The organism is Phycicoccus endophyticus, from assembly GCF_011326735.1.
GTDB lineage: Bacteria > Actinomycetota > Actinomycetes > Actinomycetales > Dermatophilaceae > Phycicoccus > Phycicoccus endophyticus.
Map to the genome: position 1 here is coordinate 100,589 of NZ_JAANCN010000009.1, position 16,646 is coordinate 117,234.

Here is a 16,646-nt window from a genome sequence, read left to right on the forward strand (position 1 = left end):
GGGGCGCACCCGGCCAGGGCGCTCAGCTCCCGTGAGCCTCGCCGGGAAGGATGAGGGCGTAGACGTTCCAGGGGCGGGCGCCCTCGGGGTGGTCGCGGCTCGTCCGACCGCGGTAGGAGCTCACGACCTCCCCGAGCCGGGCCTGCAGCTCGCGCTCCTCGGCGTCGGTCATCCACAGCCGGCCGCGGGAGGTCATGCCATGGGTCTCGCCCTCGCCGACCGCGGACGCCATCCGCTCCAGGTCGGCGTCGAGGTCGCCGAACCACTGGCGGATCGACGTCCGGCTGGTCGCGCCCCCCGCCCCGCGGTGGGCCTCGGGCGTGATGGTGATGCTGTCGGCCGTCGCCCGCCAGGGCCGCTCGCGAGCGTCGGCGCTCGGCTCGCGCTCGACGATCCCCCAGCGCTCGAGGGCGCGTAGGTGGTAGCTCATCGCCGACGCGCTCAGCCCGCACAGCCGCCCGGCCTGGGTCGCCGTGAGCACCTCCCCCGAGAAGAGTTCGGTGATGACCCGCTGTCGCGCAGGGTGGGCGAGGGCCCGCAGCGCGCGCGGGTCGGTGATCCGCAGCTCGCGCTCGTCGGGGTCGGGCATGAGGGGGATGCTAGTTGACCCGTCGGTTGTGAAGTAGTACCTTCACAAATGTGAAGCAGATCCTTCGTAACTATGCCGAGGTGCTTCGCGTCGGTGCGGTCCGCACCGTCCTGGGGGCTGCCGCGGTGAGCGTCGCCGGCGACTCGGCGGCGATGGTCGCGCTCGTCCTGCGGGTGCACGAGACGGGGCTGGGCCCCTGGGCGGTCGCGGTACTCCTCGGCCTCCTCGGGCTCCCCGTGGTCCTCACGATGGGCCTCGCGGGGGAGCTCGCCGACCGTGCCGACCCCCGCCGGCTGCTCGTCGTCACCGCCCTCGTCCAGAGCGCTGCCGCCGTCGCGCTCGCCGCCGTCGACGGGACGGCGGCGACCTTCGTCCTCGTCCTCGTCCTCCAGACCGGCTTCGCCCTGGGCAACCCCACCTGGTCGGCGGTCGTCCCGCATCTCGTGCCGGAGGGGAGCGCCGGTCGGGTCGTCGCCCTCCAGCAGGCCCTGCGCGGGGTCGCCGGACCGCTCGGTGCCGGCGTGGGCGGCGTCCTCGTCCAGTGGCGGGGCCCGTCGGCGGCGCTGCTGCTCGACGCCGCGACCTTCCTCGCGCTCGCGGCGGCCGCGCTCACCCTCGGGCGGTCGCTGCGTGGCGAGACCACGGCGCAGGACCCCGCGCCCGCGCCCCGGCGCGGGTGGCTCGGCGCGGTCCTCCCGCGCAACGGCGCGGCCGCCCTGCGTGCCGACCCGGTTCTCGGGGTGCTCGTCCTGGCACTGCTGCCCCTCGTGGTCACCCTGGAGTCGGTCAACGCCGTCGAGGTCTTCCTCGTCCGGGACGTTCTCGGCGCCGGTGCCGCCCAGTACGGCCTGGCCGAGGCGGTGCACGGCGGGGCGGCGGTGGTCGGTGCCGTGGCCTCCGGTGCCGCGACCACGCGCACGGCACGGGTGCGCACGGTGCTCGCCGCCTTCGGGCTCGTCGCGCTCGGCCAGGTCGGACAGGGTCTGGCGCCGGGGTACCTCGTCTACCTCGCCTTCGGCGCCGGTGTCGGGCTGCTCCTCGGGGTCGTCAACGCGCTCGTCATGGGGCTGGTCCTCGACGAGCTGGGAGCGGCACACCGCGGGGCCGTCGTGGCCCTGGTCAGCGGGCTCTCCCGGGCCGCCGGTGCGCTCGCGCTTCTCCTCGGCGGGGTCGTCGGCACGCTCGGGGGCCCGCGGGTGGCCTTCGTCGTCGCGGGTGCCGGCAGCCTGCTCGTCGCCGCCGTGGCGGCCGCGGCCGTCCACCGGTCGGTGGACGCCACGTCCACCGGGTGACCGTCGCGCCGCACACCGGCCGGGAGCAGGCTGGGGCCATGAGCGAACCGGCGATCCGCATCCGCGGGCTGAGCAAGACCTACGGGCAGCACCGGGCCGTCGACGGCCTCGACCTCGACGTGCGGTGTGGGGAGGTCTTCGCCCTCCTCGGCCCCAACGGGGCGGGCAAGACGACGACGGTGGAGGTCCTCGAGGGCTTCCGGGACCGCGACGCCGGCGAGGTGTCGGTGCTCGGGACCGACCCGCAGGGGGCGCCGCTCGCCTGGCGGGAGCGGATCGGCATCGTCCTGCAGAGCTCCGGCGGGCTCGACCTGCTCACGCCGCGGGAGGTGCTGCGGACCACGGCACGCTGCTACCGGCAGCCCAGGGAGGTCGACGAGGTCCTCACCCGGACCGGGCTGCAGGAGAAGGCCGACGAGCGCATCTCCGGTCTCTCCGGCGGCCAGCGGCGCCGGCTCGACGTGGCGCTCGGCATCGTCGGCCGGCCCGAGCTGCTCTTCCTCGACGAGCCGACGACCGGCTTCGACCCGCAGGCACGGCGCGACTTCTGGGGGCTCATCCGAGACCTCGCCTCCGACGGGACGACCATCCTGCTCACGACGCACTACCTCGACGAGGCCGAGCACCTGGCCGACCGGGTCGGGGTCATCGCGGCGGGCCGGCTGCTCGCCCTCGACACGCCCGCGGCGCTCGGTGGCCGGCAGAGCCAGGAGGCCACGGTCTCCTGGGAGGAGGACGGCGTCCGCCGCTCGCTGCGCACGGCGACCCCGACCGCCGAGCTGCTCGCGCTCGCCGCCCGCTTCCCCGGCGAGGTGCCCGAGCTGACCGTGACCCGCCCCTCCCTCGAGGACACCTACCTCGCGCTCATCGCGCCCCACGTGAGCGGCGAGAGCGCGCAGGTGCCGGCATGAACACCCTCGCGCTCGGCCTGGACCGCACCGTCGTCGAGCTGAAGATGTACTCCCGCGAGAAGGAGGCCGTCTTCTTCTCCTTCCTCTTCCCGATCCTCCTGCTGTCGCTGTTCGCGGTGATCTTCTCCGGGCAGTTCGAGGACGCGGACGCGATGAGCGCCGGCCGGTTCTTCATGCCCGGCATGGTCGCCGCCGGCGTGCTGCTCACGAGCTTCCAGACGATGGCCCTCTCGGTCGCGACCGAGCGCGACGACGGCACCCTCAAGCGCCTGCGCTCGACCCCGATGCCCCCGGTGGCCTACTTCCTCGGCAAGGTCGGGCTCGTCGCCGTCACCTCCGTCGTCCAGCTGGTGACCCTCCTGGTCGTCGGCCGGCTCGGGTTCGACGTGCCGCTGCCCGACGGTGGACGCCGCTGGCTCGTGCTCGCCGCCGTCTTCGCCCTCGGTGTCGTCGCCGGCACCGTGCTCGGTATCGCCTACTCGTCGCTGTCGACCGCCCGGTCCATCGGCGCCGTCGTCATCGGCCCGATGCTCGTGCTGCAGTTCATCTCCGGGGTGTACATCGGCTGGCAGGACGTCCCCGACTGGCTCCGGCAGGTCGCCGCCCTCTTCCCGCTGAAGTGGATCGCCCAGGGCATGCGCTCGGTGTTCTACCCGCAGGAGATGGCCTCCCTCGAGATGGCGGGGTCCTGGGAGACCGGCCGGACCCTCCTCGTGCTCGCCGCCTGGGCGGCCGGCGGGCTGGTCCTGTGCGTGAGCACCTTCCGGTGGTTCAAGCGCGGGACGGTCTGAGGCGGCGGGCGGGAGGATGGTGCCGTGAGCGACGAGGGCTGCCCACCCCGGGCCGGGGACTCCCGTGCCGCCCTGGAGGCGATGTGGCGGCGCCAGGAGCCGTACTGGCACTCGGTCTTCGCCGCGGTGTGGGTGGCCTCGGTCGTCGTCGCGCTCCTCGACGGCCCGGGGACGTTCGGGCGCTGGCCGTCACTGCTGCTGCTCGCCGTCATCGCGGCCGCCTACGGCCTCGTCGGTCTCCGGGCCCTGCGGCAGGAGACCCGCGCCGGGCTCGTCTACCACGGCATCGCCTGGCCGGCGCTGCTGCTCATCCAGGTGCTCGACCCCGGCACCGAGTCGTGGATGCTCTTCTTCGTCCTCTACCCCCAGATGTGGGCGATGCTCCGGGTCCGCACGGCCGCCGTCGGGACCCTCGTCACCCTCGCGGGCTTCGGGCTCGTCCGGTTCGTCCAGAGCGGGTTCGACCGGGGCGCGGTCGGCGCCATCCTCGTCACCTCGGTCATCTCGCTCGCCCTCTCACTCGCGCTCGGCCTGTTCATCAACCGGATCGTCGCCGAGGCCGCCTCGCGGGCCCGCACCATCGACGAGCTGCGTGCCACCCAGGCCCGCCTGGCGGCGGTCGAGCGGGACCGCGGCGTCCAGGAGGAGCGCGAGCGGATCTCCCGGGAGATCCACGACACGCTGGCGCAGGGGTTCACCTCGGTCGTCGCGCTGGCCCGGGCGGCGGAGTCGGCGCTCGCGCGGGGCGACGTCGACACCGCGCTGGAGCGCCTGGGGCTCATCGAGCGCACCGCGGTCGACAACCTCGCCGAGGCCCGGCTCATCGTCGCCGAGCTGACTCCCGGCCACCTGCAGTCACGCACCCTCGCCGAGGCGATGCAGCGGCTCGGCACGGCGGTGAGCCGGGAGGCCGGGCTACGGGCCGAGGTCTCGGTCGTCGGCGACCCGGCGCCCCTCGGCGGAGCCTGCGAGGTCGTCCTGCTACGCACGGCGCAGGAGGCGCTGTCCAACGTGCGCCGGCACGCCGCGGCGGCTCGGGTGCGGCTCGGCCTGGAGTACGAGCCGGCGCGGGTCGTGCTCACGGTGACCGACGACGGGCAGGGCTTCGACCCACGGGCCGGGGCGGGCGGGTTCGGCCTCGACGGGATCCGGGCCCGGGCGGCCGAGGTCGGTGGCGAGGTCTCGGTGACGAGCGCGCCGGGGGCGGGCACCGCCCTGCGCCTCGAGGTGCCCCGGTGATCCGGCTGCTCGTCGTCGACGACCACCCGGTCGTGCGTGCCGGCATGGTCGCCGTCCTCGGCGAGGAGGCCGACCTGGAGGTCGTCGGCGAGGCCGCGAACGGCGCCGAGGCGCTGGCGGTCGTGCCGCGGCTGGAGCCGGACGTCGTCCTCATGGACCTGCGGATGCCCGTCATGGACGGCACCGAGGCCACCGCCCGGCTGCGCGCCCTGCCGCAGCCGCCGCAGGTCCTCGTCCTGACCACCTACGACACCGACGCCGACATCGTCCGCGCCGTCGAGGCCGGCGCCCGTGGCTACCTGCTCAAGGACACCCCGACGGCGCTCCTCACCGACGCGATCCGCCGAGCAGCGCGGGGGGAGACGGTGCTCGCGCCACCGGTCGCCGCCCGGCTGGCCGACCGCCTCCGGGCTCCCGCGGTGCCGGAGCTGACCGCGCGCGAGGTGCAGGTGCTCGGTCTCGTCGCGCGGGGGCTGTCCAACGCCGAGATCGGGCGCGAGCTGTTCATCGGCGAGGCGACGGTCAAGACGCACCTGCTGCGGGCCTTCGCCAAGCTCGGGGTGCAGGACCGCACCGCCGCGGTCACCGAGGCGCACCGGCGGGGGCTGGTCGACCTCGGCGGCTGAGCCTTGTGCGGGAGGAAGACCTCCTCAGCGCGGCTCGACGTCCTCGACGGCCTCGGACGCCTGGGGGGCGACCTGCGCGGCGGCCACCCGCGCCGAACGGCGGTGGCGGAGGTACTCGATGACCATGGGGAGGACGGAGAGCGCGACGATGAGCAGGATCGCGGCCTCGAGGTTGTCCCGGACCAGCGGGACCCCACCGAGGAAGTAGCCGGCGAGGGTGACCACGAGCACCCACAGCGCGGCGCCGACCGCCGACCAGGTGAAGAAGTGCCGCCGCTGCATCCGGCCGATGCCGGCGACGACGGTGATGTAGGTGCGCACGATGGGGACGAACCGGCCGATGACCAGGGCCCGCGCGCCGTACCTGTCGAAGAACTCCGTCGTCTTCTCGAAGTACTCCCGCCGGATGACCTTGCCGTCGCGCTCGCGCAGCGGGGCGCCGACGGCGCGGCCGATCTCGTAGCCGACGACGTTGCCCGCGAACGCGGCCACGAAGAGGGCCGCCATGGCCAGGACGATGTTGACGTGCAGCTGGCCACCGGCGACGAAGATGCCGATCGCGAAGAGCAGCGAGTCCCCGGGGAGGATGGGGAAGAACAGGCCGCACTCGACGAACACGATGGCCAGGGAGAGCCAGAAGAAGGCCGACCCGTAGGTGTCGAAGAGGTACTGGGGGTCCATCCAGTCCGGTCCGAGGGCATGCATCACCGCTTCAGGGTAGGCGGTCACGGGCGGTACGGGGCTGGGCGCGCGCTGGGTGGGCCCTGTGGGGGAGCCTTCCGTAGGCTCGCGGACGTGGAGCAGGAGCAGACGGTCGGCGTCGGCCCGTGGGAGGGGCCGTGGCCGGAGGGCGAGCACTGGGACCCCGAGCTGCTGCGGCACGGCGACCGGCGCAACGTCGTCGACCGCTACCGGTACTGGCGGATGGCGGCCATCGTCGCCGACCTCGACACCCGGCGGCAGCCGGTGCACGTCGCGATCGAGAACTGGCGGCACGACCTCAACATCGGCTCGGTCGTCCGTACGGCGAACGCGATGAACGTCGCCGCCTTCCACGTCGTCGGTCGGCGCCGGTGGAACCGCCGGGGGGCGATGGTCACCGACCGCTACCAGCACGAGCTGCACCATCCGGACGCGACTGCCCTCGCGCGCTGGGCGGCCACCGGCGGCGAGGACGGCGCTGCGCTCCCGCTCGTCGGGGTCGACAACGTGCCGGGCTCGGTGCCCCTGGAGACCTCCGACCTGCCGCGGGCGTGCGTCCTCGTGTTCGGCCAGGAGGGCTCGGGGCTGACCCCGCAGCTGCAGCAGGTGTGCGACGTCGTCGTGCACATCACCCAGCTCGGGTCGACCCGCTCGCTCAACGCCGGGGCCGCGGCGGCGGTCGCGATGCACGCCTGGAGCCGCCGCCACGTCTTCGGCCAGCTGCCGCGGGCGACCTAGTCGGCCGCAGCCTCGGCCGGTGCGGTGGCGGACAGGTCGAGCCGCAGTGAGCGGACCGAGCGGGTGAGCATGGGCGCGGCCGACAGCGCGATCCCGACCCCGCCGAGGAGCACCCCGACCCGGGTGCCGAGGGTCTCGCCGACGAGGCCGCCGAGGGCCGAGCCGAGTGGGATGGACCCGTACATCACCTGCGTGTACGCCCCCGCCGAGCGGGAGAGCTGGGTGGGCGGGATGAGCGTCTGGCGGAGGGTCAGGGAGTAGACGTTCGCGTTGCCGAGCCCGGCGCCGGAGACCAGCATGACCAGGCCGAGGGCGACGGCGAGGGCCACGCCGTGCAGCGGCCACCCGGCGACGAGCACGGGCACACCGCAGCTGAGGACGAGCGAGGCCGCGAAGGCGCGGCCGAAGCCGAGCCGGTCGGCGAGGCGCAGGGCGCTCAGGGTGCCGACGAGGCCCCCCACGCCCGCCATCGCCAGGGCCAGGCCGTACGCGCTCGCGGGCACGTCCTGGTCCTGGACCGCCCAGAGGACCAGGTTGATGAGGAAGACCTCCTCGGCGAGGTTGTACGCGGCCGCGTGCACGGTGAGGGCGCGCAGGTGCCGGTCCCGGAAGAGGATCCGCAGGCCGGTGGTCACCCGCACGCGCTCCTCGCCCGCCCCCTCCCCGGGGTCCTCCGCCCGCGCCGGGGGACGGGCGGGGCGTCCCATCGCGACCCCCAGCGCCGAGGCGAGGTAGCTCAGGGCGTCCACGGCCATGGCGGCCGCCGGGCCGAGGGCGCCCACGAGCAGGCCGGCGAGCCCCGGGCCGGCGACCTCGGTGACCGTGCGCGAGCCCTGGACCGCCCGGTTGGCCGCCGCGAGGTCGCGGCGCTCGACGAGCGAGGGCACGTAGGCGAACGCGCTGACGCCGAAGACGAGCGCGGCGGTGCCGGCGAGGAAGGCGATGACGGCGAGCAGCGGGACCGTGAGCCACCCGGTGGCGGCGGCGAGCGGCACGAGCGCGAGCAGGACGGCCTGGGCGAGGTCGGCGGGAACCATCGTCTGCCGGCCCTGGCGGCCCTCGAGCAGGTGCCCGGCGACGAGCGAGAAGAGCAGGTAGGGGAGCATCGCGGCGGTCGCGACGGCGCCGACGTCCGCGGGGGAGCCGTCGAGGGCGAGGGCCGTGACGAGCGGGAGGGCCAGGACCGTCACCTGGCTGCCGGCGCTGGAGATGCTCTGCCCGAGCCAGTACCACCGGAAGCTGCGGTGGGTGCGGACGAGGGCGACGCTCGGGTCCATCTCGGGCCACTCTCATGGGTACTAGAACGATTACCCATGAGAGTGGCACGGGGTATGCTCATGGTCAACAGGGCATACACCCATGAGGTAGGAGTCATGGCTCGCGCGACGTTCGGACAGGTGACCGGGGACCCCGGCCTCGAGCTGCTCAACACCGTCAGCTGGCGCCTGCGCGGCCCGGGCCGTGAGGAGCTCCTCGGCGACTCCGCCCGGGTGCTCGACTGGGCGCTCCAGACCGGCTTCCTCGACGAGACCGAGCACGCCCGGCTCGCGGCGACGCTCGCCGGCGACGCCGCCGCGGCCGAGGCCCTCGTGGCCGACGCCCGCGGGCTGCGGGAGGACGCCTACGCGATGCTCGTCGAGGGCGACGCCGCCGCAGCCGAGCGTGTCGCGTCCCGCTACCGGGTGGCCCTGGGCCGCGCCCGCCTCGAGGAGGGCGGGCCGGAGCAGGGTGGCCGGTGGCGGTGGGTCGACTCCGCCGTCGCGGCGACCACGCCGGTGGACCGCGCGGTGCGCGCCGTGCTCGACCTCGCCGGCAGCGACCGGCTGCGCCTGCTGCACCAGTGCGAGGACGACGAGTGCGGCTGGGTCTACCTGGACACCAGCCCGCGGCACAACCGGCGCTGGTGCTCGGCCTCGGACTGCGGCGACCGCAACCGCGCCCGCGCCTACTACCGGCGCCACCGGGTCGCGGAATAGCCGGCTGCGCGCCGCCGCTGCACCGGGGGTGAGCGCCACCCCGAGCCGGCCCCCGGCCCCCGCCCTGTCCGTCCTCGACCTCGTGCCGGTCCGCAGCGACCAGGGCAGCACGCAGGCCCTGCGGGCCACCGAGGCCCTGGCCGCGACCGCCGACGCCCTGGGCTACCGGCGCTACTGGCTCGCCGAGCACCACAACATGCCCTCGGTCGCGGCGACGAACCCTCCGGTGCTCGCCGCGATGGTCGCCGGGGCCACCGAGCGCATCCGGGTCGGCTCCGGGGGTGTCATGCTGCCCAACCACGCCCCGCTCGTGGTCGCCGAGCAGTTCGCCCTCCTCGAGGCCGCCTTCCCCGGGCGCATCGACCTCGGCATCGGCCGCGCGCCTGGCACCGACCCGGTGACCTCGTGGGCCCTGCGCAGCGGCGGTGGTGGGGTCGAGGCCGACGCCGTCGAGCGCTTCCCCGACCACGTCGACGCCGTCCTGGCGATGATGTCCCCGCAGGGGGTGCCGCTCCGGCTCGCCGAGGGCGAGCACGTCCTGCGCGCCACGCCGCGGGCCACGTCGGTGCCTACGGTGTGGCTGCTCGGGTCCTCGGACTACTCGGCCCGGCTCGCGGCCTCGCGCGGGCTGCCCTACGTCTTCGCCCACCACTTCTCCGGGCGCGGGACGGCGCAGGCCCTCGCGCTCTACCGCGAGACCTACCGGCCCTCCCCCGAGCACCCGCTGCCACGTACCTTCCTCACGGTCAACGCCGTGGTCGCGCCGACGGCCGAGGAGGCGCGGGCACTGGCGCTGCCGAACCTGCACGCCATGGTGGCGTTGCGGACCGGCCAGCCGCTGCGCGCCCAGCCGCTCGTGGAGGAGGCCGAGGCGGCGCCCCTGGCCCCGCAGCACGAGGCGCTCGCCCAGGAGATGCTCGGCCGCTGGGTGGTGGGGGCCCCGGAGGAGGCCGCGCGCACCATCGCCCGGCTGGCCGACACCTTCGGTGTCGAGGAGGTCATGGTCCACCCGGTCGCCGGTGCCACCGCGGGCACCCCGGCCGACCGGGCCCCGGCGCGGGAGGAGACCCTGCGCCTGCTCGCCGAGGCCCTGCGCTGACCGGTCCCGCAGCGGCTCGCGCCCGCCCTGTCACCGTTGTCACATCCGTCGCGTCCGTCACTGATTCCGGTGTCGACAACGTTGTCGAGACGCGAACTCCTAGGCACCGGGCGGCTGGCCCCCACATGATGAGCACTGATCAGGCACGGGCAGCGACGGCAGCGCGTGACCCTGAGGGCAGCCGGTCCACGGACCACAGGCTGGGCGACTCCCCACGGTGCAGGGGCCTGGGCGGCCGCCGGACGGGGCGGTGCGCTGCACCGCCCCGTTCCCGTCCCCCGCGGCCGGCACCGAGGCCGCCGCACGGCCCGAGGGCGATGGTGGAAAGATCGGTGGCGTAGGGCCACCACCACGTCACGAGGAGAACACCGTGCCCATCGCAACGCCCGAGGTCTACGCCGACATGCTCGACCGGGCCAAGAACGGCTCCTTCGCCTACCCCGCCATCAACATCACCTCGAGCCAGACGGTGACCGCGGCCATCCGCGGGTTCGCCGAGGCCGGCTCGGACGGCATCATCCAGGTCTCGACCGGCGGTGCGGAGTACGCCTCCGGGTCCACCGTCAAGGACATGGTCACCGGCTCGATCGCGCTGGCCGCGTACGCGGAGGAGGTCGCGAAGAACTACCCGGTGAACATCGCCCTCCACACCGACCACTGCCCCAAGAACAAGCTCGACGGCTTCGTGCGCCCGCTGCTCGCGGCCTCGGCCGAGCGGGTCAAGGCCGGCGGGCTGCCGATCTTCCAGAGCCACATGTGGGACGGCTCCGCGGTGCCGCTCGAGGAGAACCTCGTCATCGCCGAGGAGCTCCTCGCCCGCTGCCGTGAGGCCCGCGTCATCCTCGAGATCGAGGTCGGGGTCGTCGGTGGCGAGGAGGACGGCGTCGCCAACGCGATCAACGACAAGCTCTACTCGACCCCCGAGGACGCCATCGCCACCGCGAAGGCGCTCGGGACCGGTGAGAACGGCTACTACATGACGGCGCTCACCTTCGGCAACGTCCACGGGGTCTACAAGCCGGGCAACGTCAAGCTGCGCCCGGACGTGCTCAAGGCGGCGCAGGACGCCGTGCACCGCGAGTTCGGCACCGCCGACGACAAGCCCTTCCACCTCGTCTTCCACGGCGGCTCCGGCTCGCTGCCCGAGGAGATCGCCGCCGCCGTCGACTACGGCGTCGTGAAGATGAACGTCGACACCGACACCCAGTACGCCTTCACCCGCCCGGTCGCCGACTGGATGTACCGGCACTACGACGGCGTGCTCAAGGTCGACGGCGAGGTCGGCAACAAGAAGCAGTACGACCCCCGCGCGTGGGGCAAGGAGGCCGAGGGCGGGATGGCGGCCCGCGTCGTCGAGGCCTGCGAGAACCTCCGCTCCGCCGGCACCCACCAGGGCTGACCCGCGCCACCGTCCCGAGGCCCCACGCCCTCGAGTGAACAGGACCCGCCGCCCGCGCACCGTCGCCGGCGGCGTGTCCTGTTCACTCGAGAGGGGCAGCGGGCGGGCTAGCGTGGCCGGCATGACGACGAACGACCTACTCGGCATCCCGCCCACCCACCTGCCCGAGGACCCGTGCGCCACGGCGCTGCAGGACGGGCTCGCCCCGGACGCGGCGGCCGCGAGGTACCCCGCGTCCTCGCTGGCCTGGGCGGTCCTCGCCGAGCAGGCCCTGGCGGCCGGTCGAGCGGTCGAGGCGTACGCGTTCGCCCGGACGGGCTACCACCGAGGGCTCGACGCGCTGCGCCGCAACGGCTGGCGCGGCCAGGGACCGGTGCCCTGGGAGCACGAGCCGAACCGCGGCTTCCTGCGCGCCCTCGCCGCCTTAGCCCGTGCGGCGGGCGAGATCGCCGAGGAGGAGGAGCGCCGCCGCTGCGCCGAGCTCCTGCGAGCCTCGAGCGCGACCGCCGCGCGCGCGCTCGGCCTCTGAGCCCGCGGGACCCGCAGGTGGCCGACACCTCGCCCGAGCCGGACGCCGGGGTACTGCTCGCCCTCGAGGAGCACGTGCGCCTCGAGCGCGAGCGCACCGAGCAGCGGCAGCGCGAGCTCGAGGAGGCCGCCCGGCTGCTCGCCTCGGCCACGAGCCGCTCGCTCGGCGCCCGGGACACCCGGGGCGAGCCCCTCCCGGACACGGCCACCCCCTCGGTCGTCAACCGGCTGCTCGCCGAGAGCCGGGGGATGGTCCGCAACTTCGTCCTCACCGTCGACCAGGGGCCCGCGCTCGACGAGGCCACCGTGCGCGCGAACCGGGAGCGGATGGAGCGCGGCGACCCGCAGCGCGCCGTCTACCCGGCCGACGTCCTGACCACGCCGAGCGGCCAGCGGTGGCTCGCGATGTGGGCCGAGGCCGGTGAGGACCAGCGCGTCCTGCCGGACACCTCGACCGAGTTCGCCGTCTTCGGCGAGAGTGCCGTCGTCGCGCTCGGGGGGTGGGACGACCTCGCCGGCGGCTACGTGCTGTTGCGGGACCCGCTGGTCATCCGGCTCTACGCCGCCTACTTCGACCTCGCCTGGCGGCACGCGGCACCCGTCCCGACGGGGGACGGCGCCGGCGAGGGCGACCCGCGGCTCGTGGAGCTGCTCGAGCTCGGGGTCAAGGACGAGGCGATCGCCCGGCACCTCGGCGTGAGCCTGCGCACGGTCCGTCGCCGGGTCGCCCGGCTCATGGCGACCCACGGTGTCGACACCCGCTTCCAGCTCGGGTGGGCCCTGGCGAGCCGCCGCCGCTGACCGCGGGCGCCGTCGCCGGCGCGGTACAGTGGGGCGGACCAGGCCTCGCCCTCGACCCGGGTGGGGCCTTCGTCACGCCGGGGCACCGACGGCCCCGGTGCCGCTGTGTCGGAAGGAGCCGGGGATGCCGGCGATCGTGCTGGTCGGAGCCCAGTGGGGCGACGAGGGCAAGGGCAAGGCGACCGACCTCATGGGCGAGGACGTCGACTACGTCGTGAAGTTCAACGGGGGCAACAACGCCGGGCACACCGTGGTCATCGAGGGGCCGGACGGTGGTCGCGAGAAGTACGCGCTGCACCTGCTGCCCTCGGGGATCCTCACCCCGTCGGTGACGCCGGTCATCGGCAACGGCGTCGTCATCGACCTCGAGGTGCTCTTCGAGGAGCTCGACGGTCTGCAGGCCCGCGGCGTCGACACCTCCAAGCTGCTCGTCTCCGCCAACGCCCACGTCATCGCCTCCTACAACCGCACCCTCGACAAGGTCACCGAGCGCTTCCTCGGCAAGCGGCGCATCGGGACGACCGGGCGCGGCATCGGCCCGACGTACGCCGACAAGATGAACCGGGTCGGCATCCGCGTCCAGGACCTCTTCGACGAGGGGATCCTGCGGCAGAAGGTCGAGGGCGCGCTCGGGTTCAAGAACCAGGTGCTCGTGAAGATCTACAACACGCGCGCGGTGGAGGTCGACCTCGTCGTCGAGGAGCTGCTCGGCTACGCCGAGCGGCTGCGCCCCATGGTGGCCGACACCTCGCGGGTGCTGGAGAAGGCGCTCGACGCGGGGGCCAACGTGCTGCTCGAGGCCGGCCAGGCGACCCTGCTCGACGTCGACCACGGCACCTACCCGTTCGTCACGTCCTCGTCGGCGACCGCCGGCGGCGCGTGCACCGGGTCGGGCATCCCGCCGACGCGGGTCTCCCGGGTGATCGCCGTCCTCAAGGCCTACACGACCCGGGTCGGGGAGGGTCCCTTCCCGACCGAGCTGCTCGACGACGACGGCGAGACCCTGCGCAAGACGGGCGCCGAGTACGGCACGACGACCGGGCGGCCGCGCCGCTGCGGCTGGATGGACACGGTCGTGGGGCGCTACGCCACCCGGGTCAACGGCGTGACCGACTTTGTCATGACCAAGCTCGACGTGCTCACCGGGTTCGACCGGGTGCCCGTCTGCGTGGCCTACGAGGTCGACGGTGTCCGCCACGACGAGATGCCCGTCTCGCAGACCGACATCCACCACGCCCGCCCGGTGTACGAGATGCTCGACGGCTGGTGGGAGGACATCTCGGGGTGCCGCACCTTCGAGGAGCTGCCGGCGGCCGCCCAGCGCTACGTCCTGCGGGTCGAGGAGCTCGTCGGGGCCCGGGTCTCGGCCATCGGGGTGGGTGCCGGCCGGCAAGAGATCATCCAGCGCCACCCCCTCCTCGACTGATCCTGCACTTTCTCTCCGGTTGCCGGAAGCTTCAGCGACCGGCCTCGTGCAAGCGGCAGCCGAGTGAACGTTCTCTCCGGCTGCCGGAAGCTTCAGCGACCGGCCTCGTGCAAGCGGCAGCCGAGTGAACGTTCTCTCCGGTTGCCGGAACCTTCGGGGGGCCTCAGGCGGGGCGCAGGACGTGCATCCGGTGTGCTGCCCGGGTGAGCACGACGTAGAGCACCCGCACGCCGCCCGGTGACTCCTCGGTGATCGCGTCGGGGTCGACGACGACCGTGGCGTCCCACTCCAGCCCCTTGGTCGAGAGCGGGTCGACGACCTGCACCCGGCCCTCGCCGGCCCCGTCGAGCGCGCCGAGCCGGTCCGCCCACCGGCGGGGCGTGACGACGGCCACCGAGCCGTCGACCTCCTCGAGCACGGTCTCGACGGCGTCGGCGGCGGCGGCCACGAGCGAGCCGTCGACCGCGACGTCGACGGGCCGGACCCCGGTCTCGCGCACCGCCTCCGGGATGTCGGCGTCCGGCACCAGGGGGAGGACGACCTCGCGGGCGTGGTCGAAGATCTCCCGCGCGTTGCGGTAGTTGGTGTCCATGTGGAACGTGCGGCGCTCGAGGCCGGTGAAGGCCTCCTCGCGAGCGCGCGCGGCCTCTGCGGTGTCGGGCCAGGAGGACTGCGCCGCGTCCCCGACGACGGTCCACGAGGCCGTCCGGCCCCGCCGGGCGACCATCCGCCACTGCATCGGCGAGAGGTCCTGGGCCTCGTCGACGAGCACGTGGGCGTACCCCGAGGCCCGTTCGAGCCGCCCGGCGAGCAGCCGCTCGCGCGCGTCGGCCGGGGTGACCACCGCGCCCGAGCCGGGCCGGCCCGGGCCACCGGAGCCGGCGCGGACGTCCTGGACCCCGTAGGCGGTGAGGTCGTCGAGCTCCTCGATGTCGTAGAAACCCGCGTCCTCCTCCACCGCCTCGGGGACCGGCCCGAGCCGCGCCAGCAGGTCGTCGGCGAGCGCGACGTCGGCGACCGACCACTGCCCGGTCTCGAGCGCTTCGCGGTAGGACCAGGCCAGGGCCGCGGCCTCCTCCTGGTCGAGAACGCCGCGCGAGAGCCCGTAGGCCTCGTCGGTGTCGGCGAGCGCGAGGAGCAGCTCGCGCGGGTCGACCGGCCGCCACCACGACGCGAGGAACTCGTCCACGTCGCGAGAGGAGTCGAAGGCGTCGAGGAAGTCCGAGCGCTCCCCCTGGCGCACCGAGCGCCAGGCGGCCTCGGCGAGCGCCGCGCGGGCCGCGTCCGCGGCGAGGTTGTGCTGGTGGCCGCGCAGCACCTCGGCGCGCACCCGCCGCAGGGCCTCCTCCTCGAGGCGGACGGCGTGCCCGGCGACGAAGGCACGCAGGACCCGGGGGGCACCGAGCGGGGGACGGGCCACGAGCCGGGCGAGCAGCCGCCGGACCCGCAGGGAGCCCTTGACCTCGGCGACCTCGGGGGTGTCCAGGCGCAGCGCGGTGACGCCGTCGACGACGTCGCCGAGGGCGCGCAGCGCGACCGACTCCTCGCCGAGCGAGGGCAGCACCCGCTCGATGTAGGCCGTGTACGCCGCCGAGGGCCCGATGACGAGGATGCCACCGTGCTCGAAGCGTCGGCGCTCGGCGTAGAGCAGGTAGGCCGCACGGTGCAGCGCGACGACGGTCTTGCCCGTGCCGGGGCCTCCGGTGATCTCGGTGACGCCGCGCGCGGGAGCCCGGATGGCCTCGTCCTGGTGGCGCTGGATGGTCGCGACGATGTCGCGCATCTGGCGTCCCCGGCTGCGGGTGAGCGCCGCCATGAGGGCGCCGTCGCCGACGACGACGATGTCCTCGGGCGCCTCGGGCACCATGAGGTCGTCCTCGACGCCGACGACGCGGTCCCCGCGGCAGCGCAGCACCCGGCGGCGGACCACGCCCATCGGGTCGACGGGGGTGGCCCGGTAGAACGCGGCGGCGGCCGGCGCGCGCCAGTCGACGACCAGCGGCTCGTAGTCGTCGTCGCGGACGCCGAGCCGCCCGATGTGCCGGACCTCCCGCTCGGCGGCGCTCGAGCCCTCCTCGCCGAGGTCGAGGCGGCCGAAGACGAGGCCCTCGTACTGGGTGTCGATCGCCGCGCGCCGCCGGGCCGCGGCGTGCACGAGGGCGTCCCGCTCGAAGAGGCCGGTCATCTCCTCGTCACGGACGTCACCGGTGCGGTCGGTGCGCCCACGGGCCAGGCCGTCGGCCTCGACGTCCCGGGCCCGCAGCGTCGCCTTCTCGAGCTCGGCGTACACCCGGTCGACGTGCGCCTGCTCGCGGGCGACCTCGCGCTCGACGTCGGCGGAGGTGTCGGGCTGGCCCCGGTGGTGGGTCGTCACGAAGCCACGCTCTCCTGTCGTCTCGGGGGCCGGAACACGGAACTCACCAGTCTAGTCCGCGGCCTCCGGAGGGCCTCGGGACGGGGCGCGCAGCGGGTCACGGCCCGGACACGGGTGCCCCGCGACCGGTGACGCACCGGGGCCGGGTCTGATAG

General features: G+C 74.5%; 16 protein-coding genes. 12 read left to right on the plus strand and 4 right to left on the minus strand.

Annotated features, from left to right (window positions below; genetic code table 11):
* Positions 1–22 precede the first annotated feature (22 nt).
* The gene (locus G8D98_RS11255; RefSeq protein WP_166103095.1) at positions 23–589 is read right to left on the minus strand and encodes an ArsR/SmtB family transcription factor; all 567 of its coding nucleotides are present in this window, start codon (positions 587–589) and stop codon (positions 23–25) included.
* Positions 590–639: 50 nt separating this feature from the next.
* On the opposite strand from G8D98_RS11255, the gene G8D98_RS11260 reads away from it, so the two are divergent.
* From G8D98_RS11260 to G8D98_RS11280, 5 genes are read left to right on the plus strand one after another with little or no spacing between them, the layout of a single operon-like run.
* A complete protein-coding gene (locus tag G8D98_RS11260; RefSeq protein ID WP_166103097.1) occupies positions 640–1,881 on the plus strand; it encodes an MFS transporter in 1,242 nt (413 codons plus the stop codon).
* 38 nt (positions 1,882–1,919) lie between these two features.
* Positions 1,920–2,792 carry an ABC transporter ATP-binding protein gene (locus tag G8D98_RS11265; protein ID WP_166103100.1) on the plus strand — a complete coding sequence of 291 codons (873 nt, stop codon included), beginning with the start codon at positions 1,920–1,922 and terminating at the stop codon, positions 2,790–2,792.
* The gene (locus G8D98_RS11270; RefSeq protein ID WP_166103103.1) at positions 2,789–3,583 is read left to right on the plus strand and encodes an ABC transporter permease; all 795 of its coding nucleotides are present in this window, start codon (positions 2,789–2,791) and stop codon (positions 3,581–3,583) included. Before G8D98_RS11265 ends, G8D98_RS11270 begins: the two co-directional genes overlap by 4 nt.
* A 24-nt stretch (positions 3,584–3,607) precedes the next feature.
* A complete protein-coding gene (locus G8D98_RS11275) occupies positions 3,608–4,822 on the plus strand; it encodes a sensor histidine kinase (RefSeq protein WP_166103106.1) in 1,215 nt (404 codons plus the stop codon).
* The gene (locus G8D98_RS11280) at positions 4,819–5,448 is read left to right on the plus strand and encodes a response regulator (RefSeq protein ID WP_166103109.1); all 630 of its coding nucleotides are present in this window, start codon (positions 4,819–4,821) and stop codon (positions 5,446–5,448) included. The genes G8D98_RS11275 and G8D98_RS11280 overlap by 4 nt, the downstream gene beginning before the upstream one ends.
* Before the next feature lie 24 nt (positions 5,449–5,472).
* Here the strand turns inward: G8D98_RS11280 and G8D98_RS11285 are convergent, their stop codons facing one another.
* Positions 5,473–6,153 (minus strand): VTT domain-containing protein, encoded by a 681-nt coding sequence (locus G8D98_RS11285; protein ID WP_166103224.1) that lies wholly within the window; start codon positions 6,151–6,153, stop codon positions 5,473–5,475.
* 90 nt (positions 6,154–6,243) lie between these two features.
* Here G8D98_RS11285 and G8D98_RS11290 point away from each other — a divergent pair, with 90 nt between their 5' ends.
* On the plus strand, positions 6,244–6,888 hold the full coding sequence (locus tag G8D98_RS11290) for a TrmH family RNA methyltransferase (RefSeq protein WP_229661965.1): 645 nt from the start codon (positions 6,244–6,246) through the stop codon (positions 6,886–6,888).
* Here G8D98_RS11290 and G8D98_RS11295 read toward each other — a convergent pair.
* Entirely contained in the window at positions 6,885–8,165 is a 1,281-nt protein-coding gene (locus tag G8D98_RS11295) for an MFS transporter (RefSeq protein WP_166103112.1), read from the minus strand. The genes G8D98_RS11290 and G8D98_RS11295 overlap by 4 nt on opposite strands.
* A gap of 96 nt (positions 8,166–8,261) precedes the next feature.
* On the opposite strand from G8D98_RS11295, the gene G8D98_RS11300 reads away from it, so the two are divergent.
* The 6 genes from G8D98_RS11300 to G8D98_RS11325 all read left to right on the plus strand — a co-directional run bounded on the left by G8D98_RS11300 (position 8,262) and on the right by G8D98_RS11325 (position 14,117).
* Positions 8,262–8,864, plus strand: a complete 603-nt coding sequence (locus tag G8D98_RS11300; RefSeq protein WP_166103115.1) for a CGNR zinc finger domain-containing protein — start codon at positions 8,262–8,264, stop codon at positions 8,862–8,864.
* Between the two features lie 28 nt (positions 8,865–8,892).
* Positions 8,893–9,963, plus strand: a complete 1,071-nt coding sequence (locus G8D98_RS11305; protein ID WP_205859767.1) for an LLM class flavin-dependent oxidoreductase — start codon at positions 8,893–8,895, stop codon at positions 9,961–9,963.
* Positions 9,964–10,333: 370 nt separating this feature from the next.
* The gene (gene fbaA / locus G8D98_RS11310; RefSeq protein WP_166103117.1) at positions 10,334–11,362 is read left to right on the plus strand and encodes a class II fructose-bisphosphate aldolase; all 1,029 of its coding nucleotides are present in this window, start codon (positions 10,334–10,336) and stop codon (positions 11,360–11,362) included.
* Between the two features lie 121 nt (positions 11,363–11,483).
* A complete protein-coding gene (locus G8D98_RS11315; RefSeq protein ID WP_166103120.1) occupies positions 11,484–11,891 on the plus strand; it encodes a DUF3151 domain-containing protein in 408 nt (135 codons plus the stop codon).
* A gap of 17 nt (positions 11,892–11,908) precedes the next feature.
* Entirely contained in the window at positions 11,909–12,691 is a 783-nt protein-coding gene (locus tag G8D98_RS11320) for a helix-turn-helix domain-containing protein (RefSeq protein ID WP_166103123.1), read from the plus strand.
* Between the two features lie 124 nt (positions 12,692–12,815).
* Positions 12,816–14,117: an adenylosuccinate synthase gene (locus tag G8D98_RS11325; protein WP_166103126.1), complete on the plus strand. Its 1,302-nt coding sequence runs from the start codon at positions 12,816–12,818 to the stop codon at positions 14,115–14,117.
* Positions 14,118–14,280: 163 nt separating this feature from the next.
* On the opposite strand, the gene G8D98_RS11330 is transcribed toward G8D98_RS11325, so the two are convergent.
* On the minus strand, positions 14,281–16,491 hold the full coding sequence (locus G8D98_RS11330; RefSeq protein WP_166103128.1) for a HelD family protein: 2,211 nt from the start codon (positions 16,489–16,491) through the stop codon (positions 14,281–14,283).
* Positions 16,492–16,646 lie beyond the last annotated feature (155 nt).

Excerpts from the sequence above, each read along its gene's own strand:
- G8D98_RS11295 (WP_166103112.1), bottom strand. The coding sequence starts at position 8,165 with ATGGACCCGAGCGTCGCCCTCGTCCGCACCCACCGCAGCTTCCGGTGG.
- G8D98_RS11255 (WP_166103095.1), bottom strand. The coding sequence starts at position 589 with ATGCCCGACCCCGACGAGCGCGAGCTGCGGATCACCGACCCGCGCGCG.
- G8D98_RS11315 (WP_166103120.1), top strand. The coding sequence starts at position 11,484 with ATGACGACGAACGACCTACTCGGCATCCCGCCCACCCACCTGCCCGAG.
- G8D98_RS11285 (WP_166103224.1), bottom strand. The coding sequence starts at position 6,153 with ATGCATGCCCTCGGACCGGACTGGATGGACCCCCAGTACCTCTTCGAC.
- G8D98_RS11300 (WP_166103115.1), top strand. The coding sequence starts at position 8,262 with ATGGCTCGCGCGACGTTCGGACAGGTGACCGGGGACCCCGGCCTCGAG.
- G8D98_RS11265 (WP_166103100.1), top strand. The coding sequence starts at position 1,920 with ATGAGCGAACCGGCGATCCGCATCCGCGGGCTGAGCAAGACCTACGGG.
- G8D98_RS11270 (WP_166103103.1), top strand. The coding sequence starts at position 2,789 with ATGAACACCCTCGCGCTCGGCCTGGACCGCACCGTCGTCGAGCTGAAG.
- G8D98_RS11325 (WP_166103126.1), top strand. The coding sequence starts at position 12,816 with ATGCCGGCGATCGTGCTGGTCGGAGCCCAGTGGGGCGACGAGGGCAAG.